General features: G+C 44.3%; 18 protein-coding genes and 1 riboswitch. Of the genes, 15 read left to right on the top strand and 3 right to left on the bottom strand.

The genetic code is table 11. From position 1 onward, the window contains the following. Window positions 1-8 precede the first annotated feature (8 nt). The 9 genes from MKX80_RS15500 to MKX80_RS15460 all read left to right on the top strand — a co-directional run bounded on the left by MKX80_RS15500 (window position 9) and on the right by MKX80_RS15460 (window position 9,725). Complete coding sequence (locus MKX80_RS15500) at window positions 9-413, top strand: DUF350 domain-containing protein (RefSeq protein ID WP_026579111.1); 405 nt, start codon at window positions 9-11, stop codon at window positions 411-413. A gap of 207 nt (window positions 414-620) precedes the next feature. Then, window positions 621-2,300 carry an AMP-binding protein gene (locus MKX80_RS15495; RefSeq protein WP_234112156.1) on the top strand — a complete coding sequence of 560 codons (1,680 nt, stop codon included), beginning with the start codon at window positions 621-623 and terminating at the stop codon, window positions 2,298-2,300. Between the two features lie 141 nt (window positions 2,301-2,441). Then, on the top strand, window positions 2,442-3,044 hold the full coding sequence (locus MKX80_RS15490; protein ID WP_154997600.1) for a TetR/AcrR family transcriptional regulator: 603 nt from the start codon (window positions 2,442-2,444) through the stop codon (window positions 3,042-3,044). Window positions 3,045-3,046: 2 nt separating this feature from the next. Continuing rightward, a complete protein-coding gene (locus MKX80_RS15485; protein ID WP_216930442.1) occupies window positions 3,047-3,823 on the top strand; it encodes an enoyl-CoA hydratase in 777 nt (258 codons plus the stop codon). A 31-nt stretch (window positions 3,824-3,854) separates the two neighbouring features. Continuing rightward, entirely contained in the window at window positions 3,855-4,628 is a 774-nt protein-coding gene (locus MKX80_RS15480; RefSeq protein ID WP_182070259.1) for an electron transfer flavoprotein subunit beta/FixA family protein, read from the top strand. Window positions 4,629-4,677: 49 nt separating this feature from the next. Next, window positions 4,678-5,655: an electron transfer flavoprotein subunit alpha/FixB family protein gene (locus tag MKX80_RS15475; protein WP_216930441.1), complete on the top strand. Its 978-nt coding sequence runs from the start codon at window positions 4,678-4,680 to the stop codon at window positions 5,653-5,655. A 212-nt stretch (window positions 5,656-5,867) separates the two neighbouring features. Continuing rightward, window positions 5,868-6,182, top strand: a complete 315-nt coding sequence (gene trxA / locus MKX80_RS15470) for a thioredoxin (protein WP_003184189.1) — start codon at window positions 5,868-5,870, stop codon at window positions 6,180-6,182. A 145-nt stretch (window positions 6,183-6,327) separates the two neighbouring features. Next, window positions 6,328-8,100 (top strand): excinuclease ABC subunit UvrC, encoded by a 1,773-nt coding sequence (gene uvrC / locus MKX80_RS15465; RefSeq protein ID WP_268314258.1) that lies wholly within the window; start codon window positions 6,328-6,330, stop codon window positions 8,098-8,100. Between the two features lie 64 nt (window positions 8,101-8,164). After that, a riboswitch (Lysine riboswitch) is annotated at window positions 8,165-8,344 on the top strand. Window positions 8,345-8,492: 148 nt separating this feature from the next. Beyond that, window positions 8,493-9,725: an aspartate kinase gene (locus MKX80_RS15460; RefSeq protein ID WP_268343054.1), complete on the top strand. Its 1,233-nt coding sequence runs from the start codon at window positions 8,493-8,495 to the stop codon at window positions 9,723-9,725. 562 nt (window positions 9,726-10,287) lie between these two features. Here the strand turns inward: MKX80_RS15460 and MKX80_RS15455 are convergent. Together MKX80_RS15455 and MKX80_RS15450 are read right to left on the bottom strand one after the other, a co-directional pair. Beyond that, window positions 10,288-11,709 carry a HAMP domain-containing sensor histidine kinase gene (locus tag MKX80_RS15455; protein WP_268343052.1) on the bottom strand — a complete coding sequence of 474 codons (1,422 nt, stop codon included), beginning with the start codon at window positions 11,707-11,709 and terminating at the stop codon, window positions 10,288-10,290. A gap of 2 nt (window positions 11,710-11,711) precedes the next feature. Then, on the bottom strand, window positions 11,712-12,386 hold the full coding sequence (locus MKX80_RS15450) for a response regulator transcription factor (protein WP_182070262.1): 675 nt from the start codon (window positions 12,384-12,386) through the stop codon (window positions 11,712-11,714). 164 nt (window positions 12,387-12,550) lie between these two features. Here MKX80_RS15450 and MKX80_RS15445 point away from each other — a divergent pair, with 164 nt between their 5' ends. Together MKX80_RS15445 and MKX80_RS15440 are read left to right on the top strand one after the other, a co-directional pair. Next, window positions 12,551-13,300, top strand: a complete 750-nt coding sequence (locus tag MKX80_RS15445) for an ABC transporter ATP-binding protein (RefSeq protein ID WP_154997584.1) — start codon at window positions 12,551-12,553, stop codon at window positions 13,298-13,300. Continuing rightward, the gene (locus tag MKX80_RS15440) at window positions 13,297-15,870 is read left to right on the top strand and encodes an FtsX-like permease family protein (RefSeq protein ID WP_339227108.1); all 2,574 of its coding nucleotides are present in this window, start codon (window positions 13,297-13,299) and stop codon (window positions 15,868-15,870) included. The genes MKX80_RS15445 and MKX80_RS15440 overlap by 4 nt, the downstream gene beginning before the upstream one ends. A 176-nt stretch (window positions 15,871-16,046) precedes the next feature. Here the strand turns inward: MKX80_RS15440 and MKX80_RS15435 are convergent, their stop codons facing one another. Then, window positions 16,047-16,490: a YslB family protein gene (locus MKX80_RS15435; RefSeq protein WP_268343048.1), complete on the bottom strand. Its 444-nt coding sequence runs from the start codon at window positions 16,488-16,490 to the stop codon at window positions 16,047-16,049. 301 nt (window positions 16,491-16,791) lie between these two features. On the opposite strand from MKX80_RS15435, the gene MKX80_RS15430 reads away from it, so the two are divergent. The 4 genes from MKX80_RS15430 (at window position 16,792) to MKX80_RS15415 (ending at window position 20,493) form a co-directional block, all read left to right on the top strand. Continuing rightward, window positions 16,792-17,400, top strand: coding sequence for a succinate dehydrogenase cytochrome b558 subunit (locus MKX80_RS15430; RefSeq protein WP_154997579.1), 609 nt, complete (start codon window positions 16,792-16,794; stop codon window positions 17,398-17,400). Window positions 17,401-17,433: 33 nt separating this feature from the next. Further along, entirely contained in the window at window positions 17,434-19,197 is a 1,764-nt protein-coding gene (gene sdhA, locus MKX80_RS15425) for a succinate dehydrogenase flavoprotein subunit (RefSeq protein WP_154997577.1), read from the top strand. Then, a complete protein-coding gene (gene sdhB / locus MKX80_RS15420) occupies window positions 19,194-19,958 on the top strand; it encodes a succinate dehydrogenase iron-sulfur subunit (protein ID WP_268343046.1) in 765 nt (254 codons plus the stop codon). Before sdhA ends, sdhB begins: the two co-directional genes overlap by 4 nt. Before the next feature lie 64 nt (window positions 19,959-20,022). Next, window positions 20,023-20,493, top strand: coding sequence for a thioesterase family protein (locus MKX80_RS15415; RefSeq protein WP_182070265.1), 471 nt, complete (start codon window positions 20,023-20,025; stop codon window positions 20,491-20,493). The last annotated feature ends 7 nt before the right edge of the window (window positions 20,494-20,500 follow it).

Genomic DNA, 20,500 nt, shown 5'->3' with positions numbered 1-20,500 from the left:
CTAAAAGGATGAAAGAGTTTTGGGAGAACGACCTTGTGGAAATCGCCGCGTACTACAGCGTTTCCGTTTTGTGTCTTGTGATATTTTTATCTGTGTTTGAACTCGTCACCACGTATAAAAATTGGGAGGAGATTCAAAAAGGAAACATGGCGGTTGCGATGGCAACAGGCGGAAAAATTTTAGGCATCGCCAACGTGCTGCAAAAATCGATCAGCCAGCATAATTCCCTGCTGCAAATGATGGGGTGGGGGCTGTTCGGTTTTATCCTGCTTTTGATCGGCTACTTCATTTTTGAATTTCTGACGCCGCGCTTTAAAATTGACAAGGAGATTGAAAACGACAACCGCGCAGTCGGCTTCATTTCATTCGTCATTTCAGTCGGCCTGTCATTTGTCGTGGCTTCGGGTATCTAAAGGGGATCAACATGGAGAAATTAGCGAAAGTCCTGTTTTTTACAGCTGGGGTATTTGTGGTTATCGGCCTGATTTATATGATCTTTTATGCTTAAAAAAGGTGTCCTGAAAAGGGCGCCTTTTTAAAAATGAAAAAATATCATTACTTTCTGAATATTGTTTTGATATACTGAAATCAAGAATATATTGTTTAAAAGGGGGGATCTTATGCCGACTGAAAAACCGTGGCTGCGTCATTATCCTGAACAAATTCCTCACGAGCTGCAATTTGAAGATCAAACACTCCATTCCATCCTGCAACAATCCGCCCAACAGTTTTCTGAAAAAACAGCGATTCATTTTCTCGGAAAAAAACGTTCGTACCGGCAAGTTTACGAGGACGCTTTAAAAATGGCAGATTACCTGCTGTCACTCGGCATTCAAAAAGGAGACAGAGTCTCGATTATGCTGCCGAACTGCCCGCAGGCGGTTATCGCGTATTACGGCGTACTTTTCTCCGGCGGCATCGTCGTTCAGACAAATCCGCTGTATACGGAAAGGGAGCTCGAACATCTGCTTCATGACAGCGGGGCAACCATCATCATTACGCTCGACATGCTGTACCCGGCGGCATATAAAATGAAAGCGCTAACAAATGTCAGGCACATCATTGCGACAAGCATAAAAGATTACCTGCCTTTCCCTAAAAATCTGCTGTACCCGATTGTTCAAAAAAAAGAGAATCAAATGTCGGTTGAGATCAATGAAAATGAGACGACCCACCTTTTCCGCACCATCATGAAACGCCCCGTTCCAAGCGGTCCGCCGGATATTGAAATCGATCCGGCCCACGACATTGCCGTTCTGCAGTATACCGGAGGCACGACAGGCACGCCAAAAGGCGTCATGCTCAGCCACCGCAACATACTAGCCAACATGGAGATGTGCGCCGCCTGGTTTTATCAATTGAATAAAGGGGAGGAGAAGGTGCTGGGGATCGTTCCGTTTTTTCACGTCTACGGAATGACGGCCGTCTTGAATTTCACGATCAGGCAGGGGTATGAAATGATCCTGCTGCCGAGATTTGACGCGCGCACAGCGCTGAAAACGATCGATAAAGAAAAGCCGACGATATTTCCGGGGGCACCGACGATTTATATCGCCTTGTTGAACCATCCTGACCTTCACCAATACGATCTGTCGTCAATTAAGAGCTGTTTGAGCGGATCAGCGGCGCTTCCTGTTGAAGTCAAACAGCAGTTTGAAAAGGTGACGGGCGGAAGGCTTGTCGAAGGTTACGGAATGTCTGAAACCTCGCCCGTCACTCACGCCAATTTTATTTGGGATTTGAATAAAGCGGGCAGTATCGGGTGTCCTTGGCCTGGTACAGACGCGGCGATCTATTCGGAAGAAACCGGCGGTTTTCTCGAGCCTTATGAGCATGGAGAAATCGCCGTCAAAGGACCGCAGGTGATGAAAGGCTACTGGAACAATGATGAAGAAACAGCTCAGAGTCTAAGGGACGGCTGGTTTTTTACCGGAGACATCGGCTACATGGATAAAGACGGCTTCTTTTATATCGTCGACCGCAAAAAAGACGTGATCATTGCCGGGGGATACAACATCTACCCGCGCGAAATCGAAGAGGTGCTCTACGAGCATGAAGCCGTTCAGGAGGCGGTCGTTGCCGGCATCCCTGACGAATACAGAGGAGAAACGGTTAAGGCTTTTGTTGTGCTGAAAGATCATGTTACAATAACAGAGAAGGAATTGGACGAATATGCCAGATCGCGTCTGGCTCCTTATAAAGTGCCGAAAGTATACGAGTTCAGGGACGAACTTCCGAAAACGGCAGTCGGAAAGATTTTAAGAAGAGCGCTCGTTCAAGAAGAAAAGACCGGCGTCTGAAAAAGCGAAGTCTGCCGTCGATTTTGACGGCATGCTTTTGTGATGCGATTTGAGTTTAGCTTCTTGACAAACCGTCCATTTTTATTTACGATTAACTCATGAATGAGTATTCATTCATTAATTTGAAAGGGACGAAGCCAATTGAAACAAAAGAGACCAAAGTATATGCAGATTATCGACGCAGCTGTCATTGTGATTGCAGAAAACGGATACCATCAGGCACAGGTTTCAAAAATCGCCAAGCAGGCCGGAGTGGCGGACGGCACCATTTATCTTTATTTTAAAAACAAAGAAGACATTCTCATCTCATTATTCAAAGAGAAAATGGGACAGTTTATCGAGCAGATGAACGAAGAAATGAAAGCGAAAAATTCGGCGACAGAAAAGCTTTCGCTGTTCATCAAAAAGCACTTTGAACTGCTCAGCAGCGATCGCCACCTCGCGATTGTCACCCAGCTTGAGCTGAGGCAGTCGAATCTTGAGCTGAGGCTGAAAATCAATGAGATTCTCAAAGGGTACTTAACCATCCTGGAAGACATCATCACCGAAGGAAAAGAAGCGGGAGAATTTAAGAGCACGCTTGACGTCCGCCTGGCGAAGCAGATGATTTTCGGTACGGTGGATGAGACGGTTACAACCTGGGTGATGAATGATCAAAAATACGATCTGCCAAACCTGGCAGACAACATTCATGAATTGCTGATCCACGGGTTCAGCAGCCAGAAGACGAAGGAGGAGGAATAAAAATGGCAGCATTATCATACGCCGTAGACGCCCATGTCGCGACCATTACGATTCAGCACCCGCCGGCAAATGCGCTATCGACGCAAGTGCTTGAAGATCTTTCCGCATGCCTTGATGAACTTTCAGAACGTCAGGATGTCAGAAGCGTCGTGATTCACGGGGAAGGAAGATTTTTCTCGGCAGGCGCTGACATTAAAGAGTTTACATCATTGATGGACGGGTCTGATTATGCAAATTTGGCTGATAAAGGCCAGCAGATTTTCGAAAAGGTAGAATCTTTTCCAAAACCGGTGATCGCCGCAATTCACGGGGCTGCTCTTGGAGGCGGCCTGGAGCTTGCGATGGCATGCCACATCCGGATTGCCGAGGAAAGCGCTAAGCTCGGCCTTCCAGAACTGAATCTCGGAATCATTCCCGGCTTTGCGGGAACGCAGCGACTTCCGAAGTATGTGGGCACCGCCAAAGCGCTTGAAATGATCGGGACATCTGAGCCGATATCCGGCAAAGAAGCTTTTGAATACGGCCTTGTCACGATTTTGGCGGCGAATGAAGAAGAAGTGCTGCAAAAGGCACAAGAGCTCGCGCTAAAATTCGCTGAAAAAAGTCCGCAGACGATGGCTTATGTCATCGAACTCCTGAATTCGAGCAAAGTGTATTCGTATGAAGGCGGCCTCAAGCTAGAAGGGAAATACTTCGGCGAAGTGTTCCAATCCGAGGATGCGAAGGAAGGGATTCAGGCATTTCTTGAAAAGCGGAAGCCGCATTTTAAAGGGAAATAACAAACGTGAAAACAAAGGGGATGAATAGAACATGAACATTTATGTCTTAATGAAGCGCACGTTTGATACAGAGGAGAAAATTCAGATTGAACAAGGGGAAATCAACACGGACGGAGCTGAATTCATCATCAATCCGTACGATGAGTACGCCATTGAAGAAGCGCTTCAGCTGAAGGAGAAGCACGGCGGTGAAATTACGGTCGTCACAGTCGGCGAGGAAGAAGCTGAAAAAGAGCTCAGGACGGCTCTGGCGATGGGGTGCGACAAAGCCGTTCTGATCAACATTGAAGACGACCTGGAAGAAGCGGACCAATATACGGCTTCAGCCATCCTTTACAACTATTTGAAAGACCGCGAGTACGACATTATACTCGGCGGAAACGTGGCGATCGATGGGGGATCGGGACAGGTGGCGCCTCGTTTGGCAGAGCTGCTCGGCATTCCTTGTATTACGACGATTACAAAGCTGACGGTAAACGGCGCAGATGTTGAAGCGGAACGCGACGCCGAGGGCGACCTTGAAGTGATCCAGACGTCGCTTCCAATCGTAGCGACTGCACAGCAGGGGTTGAATGAGCCGCGTTATCCGTCTCTTCCAGGAATCATGAAGGCGAAGAAAAAGCCTCTCGAGGAGCTCGAGCTTGATGATCTGGATATCGACGAGGAAGACGTGGCCGCCAAAACAAAAACGATCGAACGATTCCTGCCTCCGAAAAAAGAAGCCGGGAAAATCCTTGAAGGGGAACCGGAGCAGCAGGCGGCAGACCTTGTATCACTGCTGAGAAGCGAAGCAAAGGTCGTTTGAAGCCGAAGGGAGAAAAAACACGGTCATTAAAATACAGGGGGAAATGGACATGAGCAAAAAAGTTATCGTATTGGGAGAGTTCAGGGACGGTTCGTTGAGAAATGTGACATTCGAAGCGATAGCCGCAGGAAAAACGGTTGCCCAAGGGGGAGAGGTGATCGGCGTTCTCTTCGGTGAAAGCGTTTCAAGTCATGCGGCAGAACTGATCCATTACGGCGCTGACAGAGTGCTTACAGCCGAAAACCCGCTCTTGAAAAACTATACGTCTGACGGCTATGTTCAAGCCTTTTTGCCAATCATTGAACGCGAGAATCCGGACGTGATGATTTTTGGCCATACGTCAATGGGAAAAGACTTGTCGCCGAAGCTTGCAGCCCGTATGGGAACAGGGCTGATATCGGATGCCGTCGACGTTGAAGTGGCCGGCGGCAACATCGTGTTTACAAGGCCGATTTACTCAGGCAAAGCGTTTGAGCGGATCATTTCCGAAGATGAAACGATCTTTGCAACGATCAGACCGAATAATATCGCCCCGCTTGACAAAGATGAGACGCGGACAGGAGCGGTTGAAAGCATCGAAGCAGATATTCGGGACATCAGAACGGTCATCAAGGACATTGTCAAAAAAACGTCCGAAGGCGTCGATTTGTCTGAAGCGAAAATTATTGTAGCAGGAGGCCGCGGCGTCAAAAGCGAGGAAGGCTTTAAACCGCTGCAGGAGCTTGCCGAGGTATTGGGTGGCGCGGTCGGCGCTTCAAGGGGAGCCTGTGACGCAGACTACTGCGACTATTCGCTTCAAATCGGCCAGACCGGCAAAGTCGTGACACCTGACTTATATATCGCCTGCGGCATTTCAGGAGCGATTCAGCACCTCGCAGGGATGTCAAACAGCAAAATCATCGTTGCCATCAACAAAGATCCGGAAGCTGATATCTTTAAAATTGCCGACTACGGGATCGTCGGCGACTTATTTGAAATCGTTCCGCTGCTCACGGAGGAATTTAAAAAACTGAGCGTCAGCACTTGATCAAAAGCCGGCCTGAAATGGCCGGCTTTTTACATAGGCACATTTCCGTCTTCTGCAAAATAACATGGGATATGGACATTTTCAGAAAGGCTAAAATCCCGATGTGTAAAACTGTGCAGATAGGGAAACGTATAATCAAGCATTATGTTAGCGTGAACCAAAGGGAGATGCTATACTAAAAAGCATAATTTCACAATTGGAGGAATGAAAGAATGGCTATCGTAAAAGCAACTGATCAAACATTCTCATCTGAAACAAGTGAAGGCGTAGTTCTCGCCGACTTCTGGGCTCCTTGGTGCGGACCTTGTAAAATGATCGCGCCCGTACTTGAAGAGCTTGATCAAGAAATGGGAGACAAACTGAAAATCGTAAAAATCGATGTTGACGAAAACCAAGAAACTGCCGGCAAATACGGCGTGATGAGCATCCCGACTCTCCTCGTACTAAAAGACGGCGAAGTGGTCGAAACATCTGTCGGCTTTAAACCGAAAGAAGCGCTTGAAGAATTGGTCAACAAACATTTGTAAAATAGAAACCTGTGAAAAAGGCGATTCCAAAGGGATCGCTTTTTTCTTACAAACCGCCATCTTCCTTCTCCAATTGTGGCGAACGTACGGTCGGTCATGGTAAACTAAAATTAAGGAAAAACGCCGAAACAAGGAAGGATTTTTGATGAACAAAAAAATCAAAGAAAAGCTGGCCCTTCTCCCGGATCAGCCTGGCTGCTACTTAATGAAAGACAGGCAGGATACCGTCATCTACGTCGGGAAAGCGAAAATCTTAAAAAACAGGGTCCGCTCCTATTTCAGCGGTTCCCATGATGCCAAAACACAGCGTCTTGTCAGTGAAATTGAAGACTTCGAATACATTGTCACATCCTCGAACATCGAAGCGCTCATTCTTGAAATGAATTTAATCAAAAAGTACGACCCGAAATATAATGTGATGCTGAAAGATGATAAAAGCTACCCGTTCATTAAAATCACGAATGAGCGGCATCCGAAGCTGATTGTCACAAGGAAGGTCAAAAAAGACAAAGGCCGCTATTTCGGACCGTACCCCAATGTCCAGGCTGCAAGGGAAACAAAAAAGCTGCTGGACCGCCTCTATCCGCTCAGAAAGTGCGCCAAACTGCCGGACCGCGTCTGTTTGTACTATCATCTCGGACAATGTCTGGCGCCATGCGTATATGATGTGTCTGAGGAGACAAACAGACAGCTCACAGAAGAAATTACCCGCTTTTTAAAGGGCGGCTACAATGAAGTCAAGAAAGAACTTGAAGCAAAAATGCTTGAAGCCTCGGAAAGCCTGCAGTTTGAACGGGCGAAAGAATTCCGCGATCAAATTGCCCATATCGAGTCAACGATGGAAAAACAGAAAATGATGCTGAACGACATGGTTGACCGCGATGTATTTGCCTATTCGTATGACAAGGGCTGGATGTGCGTCCAGGTCTTCTTCATCAGGCAAGGTAAATTGATTGAAAGGGATGTCAGCATGTTTCCTCTATACAGGGAAGCAGATGAGGAGTTTTTGACGTTCATCGGGCAATTTTACTCAAAAAACAACCATTTTCTTCCGAAGGAAATTTTGGTGCCTGACAGCGTCGATAAGGACATGATTGAGGAGCTATTGGACGTGCACGTGCGCCAGCCGAAAAGAGGAGCGAAGAAAGATCTGCTGCTCCTTGCCCATAAAAATGCAAAGCTCGCTTTGAAAGAGAAGTTTTCGCTCATCGAACGGGACGAAGAGCGGACGATCGGCGCGATTGAAAAGCTTGGCAAAGCGCTGGGCATCTACACGCCGTACAGAATTGAAGCGTTTGATAATTCAAATATTCAAGGAACGGACCCTGTTTCGGCCATGGTTGTATTTCTCGACGGAAAACCGCATAAAAAAGAGTACCGCAAATATAAAATCAAGACAGTTGAAGGTCCTGACGACTACGGATCAATGCGCGAAGTCATCAGAAGAAGATATACAAGGGTGCTGAAAGAAAATCTGCCGCTGCCTGATTTAATTTTGATCGACGGCGGAAAGGGGCAGGTGTCTGCTGCCCTTGACGTTCTGGAAAATGAATTGGGTCTCGATGTCCCTGTTGCCGGTCTGGTGAAAGACGATAAACACAGAACATCCAACCTTTTGATCGGTGATCCCCTTGAGATCGTCCAGCTTGAGCGGAACAGCCAGGAATTTTACCTGCTTCAGCGCATTCAGGACGAAGTGCACAGGTTTGCGATCAGCTTCCACAGGCAGCTCAGGGGAAAAAGCGCATTTCAATCGGTGCTCGACGGCATACCGGGCGTCGGCGAACAGCGGAAAAAACTGCTGTTAAAACATTTCGGTTCCGTTAAGAAAATGAAGGAAGCGAGCGCCGAAGATATCCGCAAACTCGGCATTCCCCTGAAAACGGCGCAGCTGATTGAAGAGGCTTTAAAAAAATAATGTTGAACTTTTAAAAAGAATCTGATAGAATTTGTACTAATTTCATAATAAGATCGTGTGATATGGTGAAGATAGAGGTGCGAACTTCAAGAGTAGGCTTGATGAGGAAGATGGATTCCGATGAAGAAAGCTGAAAGGGGAGCGTCGCCGAAGCGGGGAAAAATCCATTCATTTTTCCTGCTGGCTTTACATTGAATAAATGTAAGGCTGTCAAGAATTCATTTCTTGGAGGGCTATCTCGTTGTTTAAGATCATCGGCATTTTTGTTGGTTAAAGCAATGAGGGAATTCTCTCATTGCTTTTTTTGTATGAAAAAACCGTACAGCCCGCTGGTCAAGCTTTCCTCTTCATACATAAACAAGCACGAACGAAAACAAAAAGGGTGGTATTTGATGGGTCTCATCGTCCAAAAATTTGGCGGAACTTCCGTAGGGTCAGTGGAAAAAATATTGAATGTCGCAAACCGCGTCATCGAGGAAAAACAGCGCGGTCATGATGTTGTCGTCGTCGTTTCGGCGATGGGCAAATCGACGGACTCCCTCGTCACGCTTGCTAAGGAAATCACCGAACAGCCGAGCAGCAGGGAAATGGATATGCTGCTGACAACAGGAGAACAGGTGACAATTTCGCTGTTGACAATGGCTTTGCAGAACAAAGGGTATGATGCGGTTTCCTATACAGGCTGGCAGGCCGGCATCGAAACCGAAAATATTCACGGTAACGCAAGGATTACGAACATTAATACAGGCAAGCTGAAAGAGCGTCTGAATGAAGGAAAAATCGCCGTTGTCGCCGGATTCCAGGGCATCACAGCGGAAGGTGAAATCACAACGCTCGGCAGAGGCGGATCAGATACGACAGCCGTTGCCCTCGCAGCTGCCCTGAAAGCCGATAAATGCGACATTTACACCGATGTACCGGGGGTTTTCACAACCGATCCCCGCTATGTGAAAACAGCGCGGAAGCTGGCCGGAATCTCTTACGATGAAATGCTTGAGCTTGCCAATCTCGGAGCAGGCGTCCTTCATCCGAGAGCTGTTGAATTTGCGAAAAACTATCAGGTGCCTTTGGAAGTCCGTTCAAGCACCGAAAAAGAAGCCGGCACATTAATCGAGGAGGAATCATCAATGGAACAGAATTTAATCGTAAGAGGCATTGCATTTGAAGATCAGATCACACGCGTGACTGTATGCGGCCTGGCGAGCGGATTGACGACGCTGTCAACGATTTTTACAACGCTCGCCAAACAGAACATCAACGTTGACATCATCATTCAATCGGTGACAAGCACAAGCAAAACGTCGATTTCTTTCTCCGTGAAAACAGAAGACTTAAAACGGACGGTCGAAGTTCTCGAAGAATACAAAGACGCGCTCGACTATGAACAGATTGAAACGGAAAACAGGCTTGCCAAAGTGTCGATCGTCGGTTCAGGCATGATCTCCAACCCGGGGGTAGCAGCGGAAATGTTCGCTGTGCTGGCGGAAAAAAACATCCAGGTCAAAATGGTCAGCACATCCGAAATCAAAGTTTCGACTGTCGTCAACGAAGGCGATATGGTGAAAGCCGTTGAAGCGCTGCATGATGCTTTTGAACTGTCGAAAATAAGCATAGCTGCGAATTAAACATCCTGCAATTTGCTAGCAGGAGGAGAATGGTATGTAATCAGAGTTAGTAAGGGCTAATGCAAAGTCGAATAAGGCGGGAAATCCGCGAAAATGAAGATGAATATTCTTCCTTAGGGAGCTCAATCATATCGCTGTTTTCCGCTCTGATAAGCTTTTATCCATTGTTTGTTGTGGAATGGCTTCAGTAGTCGGGAGACGATTGCTAATAACACAGAGCGATTTTACGGTGCTGCATCCTTTTTCTTCGTAAAATATATCCGCGGTCCCCGCCTATGACACTTTGTGCGAAATAAATTTGATTAAACATAGCCCAATACGGTTGCGATGTTGGTAATACCGAATCAGCCAGAGGCCAAATTTTATTCCTTTTTGATATAAATAATAGGCCGAAAAATAAAATGTTACTTTTCAGCTATTGGTTGGCTGTTTTGGTTTCTACTTGATGTATGGGTCCTTTTTTCATATTCAGGCTATGTGCTTTTATTGTATGATGAGCGATTTCTTTACTGCTTTTTCTATATCATCTAAAACAAGCGATCAAAAAAAGTATGATGCTTAATCATAATCCATTAGGTAATGGCAAATATAATTTAAAAACGGCACCTTGTTTGTTATGGTTTTCTGCAGTAATTTTACCTCCATGCACTTCTAAAATCTCCTTGCTTATGGCTAAGCCCAATCCGGCTCCTCCTGTTTTTCGATTGCGCGAGGTTTCTCCTCTGTAAAGCGGCGTAAATATCTGGTCTAACTCGGACTCGTGCAGCCCCTTTCCTTTATCCCGAATGGCAATGACAGCGTATTTTTTCTCTTCGAACAGTGAAACATAGATGTCGCTGTTTTTAAAAGAAAATCTTATGGCATTGTCTATTATGTTGTAAAAAGCTCTGGAAAAAAGCTCGGGATCTGCATAAACATATGTATCACCTTCAGGAATTGATTTTATGAGATGAATTCCCTTTTCTTCTAATATTGCTGAGTAATCGTTCAGGTAATCGTCAAGTAAGCGGTTTAGGTTTACAAACTCTACACTTGGTTTTTCTTTGTAAAGTTCTAGCTTCGTGTATGAGAATAGGTCTGACACTAAATGATTCAGCATATCCGCTTTATTTCTGCATGTCACAATGTATTTCTTTACTTTTTCAGGGGCTTGGTGTAATTGCTTTTCTATGATTTCTAGATATCCCCGGATTGTAAATATTGGTGTCCGTAAATCATGCACGATAGAAGCAATAAACAGTTTTCTTTCGTTTTCAAGTGATTGTTGTTTGGCTAATGATTTCTTTAGCTGCAGCTGCATGGACTTAAATCCGTTTGATACTTCATGAATTTCTGTAACACGTGAAGAAGGAAGAGAAAAATTGAAATCCTGTTTTGAAATGAGCTGTGATGTTTTCTCCAGTGCAGTCAACGGGATTAATACTTGTTTATTCATAAACCATGCAGCTGTCGCCAAAAGCATCAGGAAAACAAATAATGCGATGAATAAGCCTCCATACTGTTCTAGAAAACTGTTTTCTGAACCATTGAAAGCATGGAGTGCAGGCCTTTTATCTTGAACATATAAAATGCCTGCGAGTTTTTTATTCTGATATACATAATATTCTTCAAGAAGATAGTTTGTATTCCCAACTGAGTAATCTGCTGTTTGCTCTATTTTTGTAATCTGATGATTATCTGGTTTTTCTATTGTTGAAAATAAGACTTTTTGATCTTTGTTTAGCAAGCGTATCCCTATATGAAGCTCATCAGTTTTATGATGTATTTGTTTTTGCCACTCTTTTTTGTTCCAATTTTCCGGCTGATTCAGAATGTTTTGTTCCAGCCAAGGCATTATATCTTCTATTTCAATAGAATTTGTTTTTGATTCATTATAAAAATGGACGGCCATTTTTGTAGTAAGAATGGGGAGCAAAATAAATGCAATAATGAAGAGAAACAGCCATTTTTTTATTGTCAGTCTTTTTTTGTGCTCCTTTAACATGTTTATGCCCCCTCCACAAATTTGTATCCGACACCCCAGACAGTTAGGATCCAGCGCGGCCGAGAGGGGATTTCTTCAATTTTTTCCCTGATTCTCGCGACGAATACCCTTACTGTATGCGGATCACTATAATGCTCTCCCCATATAAATTGGATAATTTGATCGTGTGTAAATACTTGATGGGGATGTCTGCTAAGTAGAGATAATAAGTCAAATTCCTTTGAGGTGAGGGAAACTTTTCTTCCGTGTATATGTACTTCTCGGGATAAGTAATCAATTGTAAGGCCGTTGAATGAGTGTCCGGGTTTTTGCTGTCCGGAGCGCCGTCTCACTGCTTTGATTCTGGCTACAATCTCACCTGGTGTTGCCGTTTTTACAATATAATCATCACCCCCGACACTTAATCCCCTGATTTTATCGGTTGGATCCTCTTTGGCGCTTAAAAATAAGATAGGGACATCCTTTATGTCTCTCAGCTTCTTGCATATCGAAAAGCCTGATTCCCCCGGCATCATTACATCCAGTAAGATACAGTCGACCTCTTGTTTGTTGACAATGGAGAGTGCTTGTTCTCCATTAAATGCTGTTAGAACATTGTAATTCTCGATCTCCAGAAAGTCTTTCATCAGTTCAATAATTTCTGCATCATCATCGACGACTAATATGGTTTCTTTCATTATCGCCATTCCTTTCTGTTTTGCTTCTGAATAACATTATGACGTTTTTTTGGTAATTGCGGAATATGTGTGAATAAATCTTGATATTTTATTGATATTTTATTAACGCCCTATTGAGTTTAGCTATTTAAAATGAAACTGAACTATAAAAAGAGGTGAAAAACATGAGAGCTTCAGTCCTGCAAACCAAAAAGTTATCAAAGTCATATGGAGAGGGAGTACATCAATTTTTTGCATTAAGAAATATTGATTTGGATATAAAAAAAGGTGAATTTACAGCTATTATGGGTCCTAGTGGTTCTGGAAAGTCTACGTTATTAAATATGCTGTCAGGGCTAGATAAACCAACTTCAGGAGAAGTCACACTAGACGGTATTCATTTATCTCAGTGTAATGAGTCCCAAATTACACAACTCAGAAGAAATAATATCGGTTTTATTTTTCAGTTGTTTAATTTGATTCCTGTGCTTACAGCAGAGGAGAATGTAACGCTTCCTATACTCCTAGCTGGAAAGAAAGATAAATCGGTAAATAAAAAGGCAAATGATTTGCTGCAATTATTAGGGATTGGAAGACTCGCTTCTTCTTATCCGTCCCAGATGTCAGGGGGACAGCAGCAGCGGGTTGCAATTGCAAGAGCGCTTATTATGGAACCCAGTATCGTATTAGCAGATGAACCAACCGGAAGTCTTGATACAAAAACTGGTGATGCCATTTTGACAATTCTCCGCCATTTTTGCGATACGAAAAAACAATCGCTTATCATGGTGACGCATGATGCAAATGTGGCTTCACATGCACATCGGATTGTATTTATGAAGGACGGGGAATTGGCGGGAGATATTCAGCTCACTGCGACTCCTAAAGTAAATTTAAGCCATATCACTAAAAGATTAGAGGATGTATACGCATGAATTTAACTGCTCAATTGGCTTGGCGATTTTTGAAAGCAAGAAGAGCCAGGTCTATATTTGCTGTGATCGGTATTAGTCTTGGGGTTATGCTGCTGATTATTTCGCAAATCATGATGACAACTTTAGAACAATCAAACGAAAAAACAGTGTTGGAAAAATACGGAGATTTTGATTTGGTTTCAGGTTATAACGGATCAACCAAAAAATTGAGTGCGAAAGATTTGCAAACAATAGAGGGATTTCCAGATGTAGATCAAATAACCCCGATGTTATTTCCGTATGCAAGCAAAGATATGCCGGCTGCTGTTGCATCCCAGCCTGTTTATATAGGCTTTAAACATCACCAATTGGCTATGGAGCACCCGTTGGTTTCCATCGGTAAAGGTGGATTTCCGAAAGCTCAGGAAGTGGTAATCCCTGCTCGATATGCAAAAGCTAAGGGCTTGGATGTTGATTCCGAAATTAGTTTTCCTTTTCCTCCAGGGGACAATGTAAAGGTACGAGTATCTGGTATTTTAAATGAAAGCGAGCAATTAAATAATATCGTCATTTTTGATTATGATTGGCTCGCAGCGCAAACCCATAATGAAAATAAAGCAACGGCAGTCATGGTGAAATTAAATCAATCAGCTGATAAACAAAAAGTAATAGAAGATTTAAAGGAACATTTTGAAGACATATCCATTGATCAACGCAAGGCGATGACGACAGAGAAAGAACAACTGGGCGGGTTAAAACCGATTGTCAACGGTTTATCAATTACAGTCTTGTTAGGAAGCCTATTAATCGTAGTCAGCACTTTGCAAATGTCGGTTCAAGAAAGACAAAAAGAATTAGCAACATTAAGACTTTTAGGCGGAAAGCCTGCCCAATTGTTTTATATGGTCATCTGGGAAGCTTTTCTGATAGGGACTATGGCTGCATTAGTGGGAACGGTTACAGGTACTGTACTATGTTATGCCCTGTCCAATATTGCTGAACAATTTATAGGCTATTCCATCCAATCAATATCAATCCCGGCAAAAAGTATAATCATTTCGTTTTTTGGAAGCATTCTTTTGACTGTCTTAGCAGCAACAATACCAGCTTTATCGACTAGCAGGCTTTCTCCTATCGCTGCATACAGCCAAAAAATCAATAAAAGTAAAGCGGAATCAAAAGCAACCATTATCGGCCTGTTCATGATTTTGCTATTGCTGGCAGCTATGACATTTGCAGTGCATAAAAGCGGAGGAAGCGGCAGCTTCAGTATTCTGTTAGGGGTATCATTTGTACTCATTATGTTTGTGATGACTCCTACAGTATTGAGGATCATTGTAACGGCACTAACTTTTCTCTTAAGGCCGTTTTATCAAATGGAAAGCATGATTGCCGGAAGAAATGCTCTGAAAAGAATGAGAAGAAGTCAGCAAATTGCTAGGGTATTAACGTTAGCAGTCATTGTTGGATTCGTTGGATATATGATTTTGCAAGCTGTTGTCAGTCAAACAGAAAAAACAATATCAAAACAATATCCGCTTGATTATGTCATACAGGCTACCGAAGCCTCGTATGAGCCAGGTTTCTCTTCTTCAATTATAAAACAAATTGATCATATGAACGGAGTTGAAACAATCCCGGTTCAAACAAGTATATTAACACATACTTTGGATTTAGATATAAAAAAAGTAGATTCAAACTGGAACGGGCAATTTATGACCGTAAACGGAAAAAAAGAAATTTTAACGAGTGTGGGCGGCCTGGATTTGGAAAAAGTACGCAACACTGCTCCTTTTGAAATTGTAAAAGGCCGAATTGATCACCTTAAAGATGATGAGGCCGTGATTACGAAACAATTCTCTGAGGACATCGGGTTTCGAGTCGGAGATACAGTCACATTGGAACCAGATGAATTAAGTGAAGTTTCTGGCAAGAAGCCATTTACATTACGCATTGTCGGTGTCGTTGACAAAGTGCCTATTTTACCTGATGAAGATTTAAGATTCTTTACTAATGAGACTACGTTAAAAGGGTTGTTTCATCTTCAAAAAACAGAACAAATATTTTTTAATATTAAGGATCAAAGTGAAAAAGGCCATATAAAGGCCAAAATTGAGAAACTGATGGAAAATCCCCAATATCAAGATGCTATTTTGTATGATAGAAAAGAAGAGATGGATAAATTTTATCAACAGTACAAACAGCGTATTGTATTATTGGGAAGCAGCGTGTTAATCATCACCTTAATTGCACTTGTTGGCTTAATGAATAGTATGGCAAGCAATTTAAGGGAAAGTAAAAAAGAGTTTGCGATGATGAGAGCCATAGGTGGAAAGCCATGGCAAATCGTTCGACTCGCTTTATATGAAGGAATTGTTATTTCATTAGCTGGTTGTATAATGGGTTTAATTTCAAGCGTTATACTGGGGTATAATCTATTATCAGCTTTAGATGTAAAGAACCTCGAAATACCTTATGTGATAATTTTCATCATATTATTAATAAGTCCGTTACTGGGTATTCTATCTGCCCTTCCTTCTGCACTGTGGCTTTCAAAAAGTAACTTAGTAAGATCGGTGTTTGAAGATTAATTTTTAAGCATAACCGTTTCTAACTTAAGTGATTATTGACGATAAATATAGTGCCGGAAGAATGAAGCAGTGGATGTGTGATTTGCCGATATTCTCAGCAGAAGGTTTAAGAGTGTGTGTTCATTTGAGTTTTATTGTAAAAAGGCTGCTGAAAATCAACAGCAGCCTTTCGAGCATCATGCCGGATCTTTCATATCCCATTTGACGGTCAATACAACTTTTCCGGCTCTTTTTTTCACTTGTTCATACGATTCGGCAATATGTTCGTTCATCAGCTGGATTTGCTCGGCGATAAATCCGGCTTCAAGCTGAAAGCAGGGTTCCTTTTGATATTTGAGGCGGTTTGAGACCAGCGGGCCTTCGAGCTCAAACTCAAGCTCCTGTTTTTTAGAATGGACGATCGTAAGCGTTCCCCAGCCTGCATCCAGAAAGAAAGCGGGAAGATCCTCCCTGGATTCAAGCGGGAACTTGCGGGCGAGCTTTTTTCCCGCCCAGTACATCATATCTGCGTAGTCTTGTCCCAGCATATCGGGAAGCAGCACTTCCCTGATCAACTCATAGCCATATGCGGAGACTTCCAGCTCTTTTAATTGCGCTAAGTTTGCTTCATATTTGTTCATATCCAATGTCTCCCCTCTTTTCTCCGTTTATTATAGCTTAAATGGGGTGAAAGATTACAGCGGGGATATGCATTTAGGAAGAAAAAAAACTGATATATTTATATTTTGATAAAATAAAATTTTCAAAAATATGATTAAATTTTAGAAAATTTCAATTTATGTACGCGTTTTCTTGACGCCTATTTCTCATAGGAGTAAAATGAAATTGTCATAAAAACTTAACAAAGTGCGATATTTGAAACAGGACGGGGGATAGGAGACCTTTCATTTTTACTGCACTTTTCAACTAGGGGGTAAAGCAATGGCCGGGAACAGAGAGTTTGTTTATCGAAGACTGCATTCTTTGCTTGGCGTCATACCGGTAGGCATATTTTTAATCCAGCATTTGGTTGTCAACCATTTTGCGGCAAGCGGAGAGGAGGCGTTTAATAACGCCGCTCACTTTATGGAAAACCTGCCGTTCAGGTACGCTTTGGAAATCATCGTGATTTTCCTTCCGCTGATTTATCATGCTGTTTATGGAGTATACATAGCTTTTACAGCAAAAAATAATGCGAACAGATTCGGATTTTTTAGAAACTGGATGTTCGTTCTGCAGCGGATTACAGGAATCATTACCTTGATTTTTGTCAGCTGGCACGTGTGGCAAACACGGATTGCCGCCCAAATGGGGGCAGAAGTGAACTTTGACATGATGGCTGATATTTTGAGCTCCCCGATCATGCTCGGCTTTTACATTGTAGGTGTCCTCTCAACAATCTTCCACTTTTCAAACGGTTTATGGTCGTTTGCTGTCACTTGGGGAATCACCGTTTCTCCTCGCTCACAGCGAATCGCCACGTTTGTGACAATGGGAGTCTTTGTTGTGCTGTCCTATGTAGGGCTGAGAGCGATTTTGGCATTTGTGTAAAAGAACTAGATTACTAGAGGGAGTGGGGCAGGCATGAGCAATTCAAGCATCATCGTTGTCGGCGGAGGACTTGCGGGTCTGATGGCGACCATTAAAGCTGCGGAAGCAGGAACAAATGTAAAACTATTTTCGATCGTTCCCGTTAAGCGCTCACATTCCGTATGTGCGCAGGGCGGAATCAACGGAGCGGTCAATACAAAAGGTGAAGGCGACTCCCCTTGGGAGCATTTTGACGATACGGTTTACGGAGGAGACTTTCTGGCCAACCAGCCGCCGGTCAAAGCGATGTGTGAAGCGGCGCCGTCGATCATTCATTTGCTTGACCGCATGGGCGTCATGTTTAACAGAACACCTGAAGGGCTGCTTGACTTCCGGCGCTTCGGGGGAACCCAGCATCACAGAACGGCATATGCGGGAGCGACGACCGGACAGCAGCTCTTGTACGCGCTGGATGAGCAGGTTCGACGCTTCGAAGTTGAAGGGCTTGTTTCGAAATATGAAGGCTGGGAGTTTCTCGGAGCCGTTCTTGATGATGACAATGCGTGCCGGGGTATCGTCGCCCAAAATTTAACGACGATGGAAATCGAGTCGTTCCGTTCAGACGCAGTCATCATGGCGACTGGGGGACCGGGCATCATCTTCGGAAAATCGACGAACTCGATGATCAATACCGGATCAGCCGCTTCGATCGTTTATCAGCAGGGTGCTTACTACGCGAACGGAGAATTCATCCAGATCCACCCGACCGCCATTCCGGGAGACGACAAGCTGCGGCTGATGAGCGAATCGGCGCGCGGTGAAGGCGGACGAGTCTGGACGTATAAAGACGGCAAGCCTTGGTATTTCCTTGAAGAGAAATATCCGGCCTACGGAAACCTTGTGCCGCGTGATATTGCGACGCGTGAAATATTTGATGTATGCGTCAGACAAAAGCTCGGCATCAACGGCGAAAACATGGTTTATCTCGATCTTTCCCACAAAGATCCGAAGGAATTGGACATCAAGCTGGGCGGAATCATTGAAATCTATGAAAAATTCATGGGTGACGATCCGCGCAAGCTGCCGATGAAGATTTTCCCTGCGGTCCACTACTCAATGGGCGGACTCTGGGTCGACTACAATCAGATGACCAACATTCCTGGACTGTTTGCCGCAGGAGAATGCGATTATTCAATGCACGGAGGAAACCGCCTGGGCGCGAACTCGCTCTTGTCAGCTATTTACGGCGGCATGGTCGCAGGTCCGAAAGCCGTTGAATACATTCAAGGTCTTGAAACATCCGCAGAAGATCTGTCTTCTTCCGTTTTCGACAGCTACGTCAAAAAGGAAGAAGAAAAGTGGGCTGACATTATGAAAATGGACGGCAATGAAAATGCTTATGTCCTTCATAAAGAGCTCGGCGAATGGATGACAGATAACGTGACGGTTGTGCGCCACAATGACAAGCTGCTGAAAACGGATGAAAAAATCCAAGAGCTTGCCGAGCGCTACCAAAACATCAATATCAACGATACGGCAAAATGGAGCAACCAGGGAGCCGTATTCACACGTCAGCTGCACAACATGCTGCAATTGGCACGGGTGATCACGCTCGGTGCATACAACCGGAATGAGAGCCGCGGCGCCCATTATAAACCGGATTTCCCTGAACGTAATGACGAGGAATGGCTGAAAACAACAATGGCGAAACATGCAGGCGATTTTGAAGCCCCGAAATTCCATTATGAGGATGTCGATGTTTCATTAATCGCACCGCGTAAACGGGATTACTCGAAGAAAAAGGTGGCGAAATCATGAGTGAAAATAAGACAATCAAGTTTATCATCACTCGTCAGGATACATCGGATTCTAATCCTTACCAAGAAGAGTTTGAAATTCCATACCGTCCGAATATGAACGTGATTTCCGCTTTGATGGAAATCAGAAGGAACCCGGTGAATGCAAAAGGAGAAAAAACGTCGCCGATTGCTTGGGATATGAACTGTCTCGAGGAAGTGTGCGGCGCTTGCTCCATGGTCATCAACGGCAAGCCGAGACAGTCCTGTACAGCGCTGATCGACCAGCTTGAGCAGCCGATCCGCCTTGAACCGATGAAAACATTCCCGGTTGTCCGCGACCTTCAAGTGGACCGGAGCCGCATGTTTGATTCATTGAAGAAAGTCAAAGCATGGGTGCCGATCGACGGCACATATGACCTCGGACCGGGACCGAGAATGCCGGAAAGAAGACGGCAGTGGGCTTATGAGCTGTCAAAATGCATGACTTGCGGCGTATGTCTTGAAGCTTGTCCAAACGTGAACGATAAAACAAACTTTATGGGACCTGCACCGCTCTCGCAAGTCCGCTTATTCAACACCCATCCGACAGGAGCGATGAACAAATCGGAACGGCTTGAAGCGATTATGGGGGACGGCGGACTGGCCGAATGCGGAAATTCGCAAAACTGCGTGCAGTCATGTCCGAAAGGCATCCCGCTCACAACCTCAATCGCTGCATTAAACAGGGATACGACCGTTCAGGCGTTTAAAAACTTCTTCGGAAGCGACAACTCGGAATAACACGAAAAAAACGCACCTCTTCAAGCCGAAGAGGTGTTTTCATGATCAAAGGGGATGAAAAACAATGAAGCTGCCGGGATATATTGAAGAACCGTTTGACACATGGTGTCAATCATTTTCTTTTTTTGATGAAGTATCCGTCCGTTTTTCAGAAACGGACATGTTCGGTCATATGAACAATGTCACACCGTTTGTCTACTTCGAAGAAGCGAGGATTTCCTATTTTAAGCACCTGGGCGTCATGGATCGCCTTTCAGACGGGAATAGCGCGGCAATTCCCGTCGTGGCGAGCCAGCAATGCGATTATTTTCAGCAGGTCATGCTTCATGAACATTTGAAAATCGGCGTCAAAACAGCATCTGTCGGCAACGCTTCCCTCACCCTCCACTATGCGGCGAAAAATGGGGAAGGTGACCTTTGCTTTACAGGAATGGCGGTCATGGTGCAAATTGCGAAAGATACGGGTAAGCCGGTGAAATGGACAGGTGAACAAAAAGCAAAACTGCTTGGCAATGACTCATTTCCTGAGAAATAATTGACAG

The organism is Bacillus sp. FSL K6-0972, from assembly GCF_037976035.1.
In the GTDB taxonomy this organism is placed as follows: Bacteria; Bacillota; Bacilli; order Bacillales; family Bacillaceae; genus Bacillus; species Bacillus haynesii.
The sequence above is the reverse complement of the archived record's forward strand: the minus strand, read 5'-3'. Positions and strand labels throughout refer to the sequence as shown.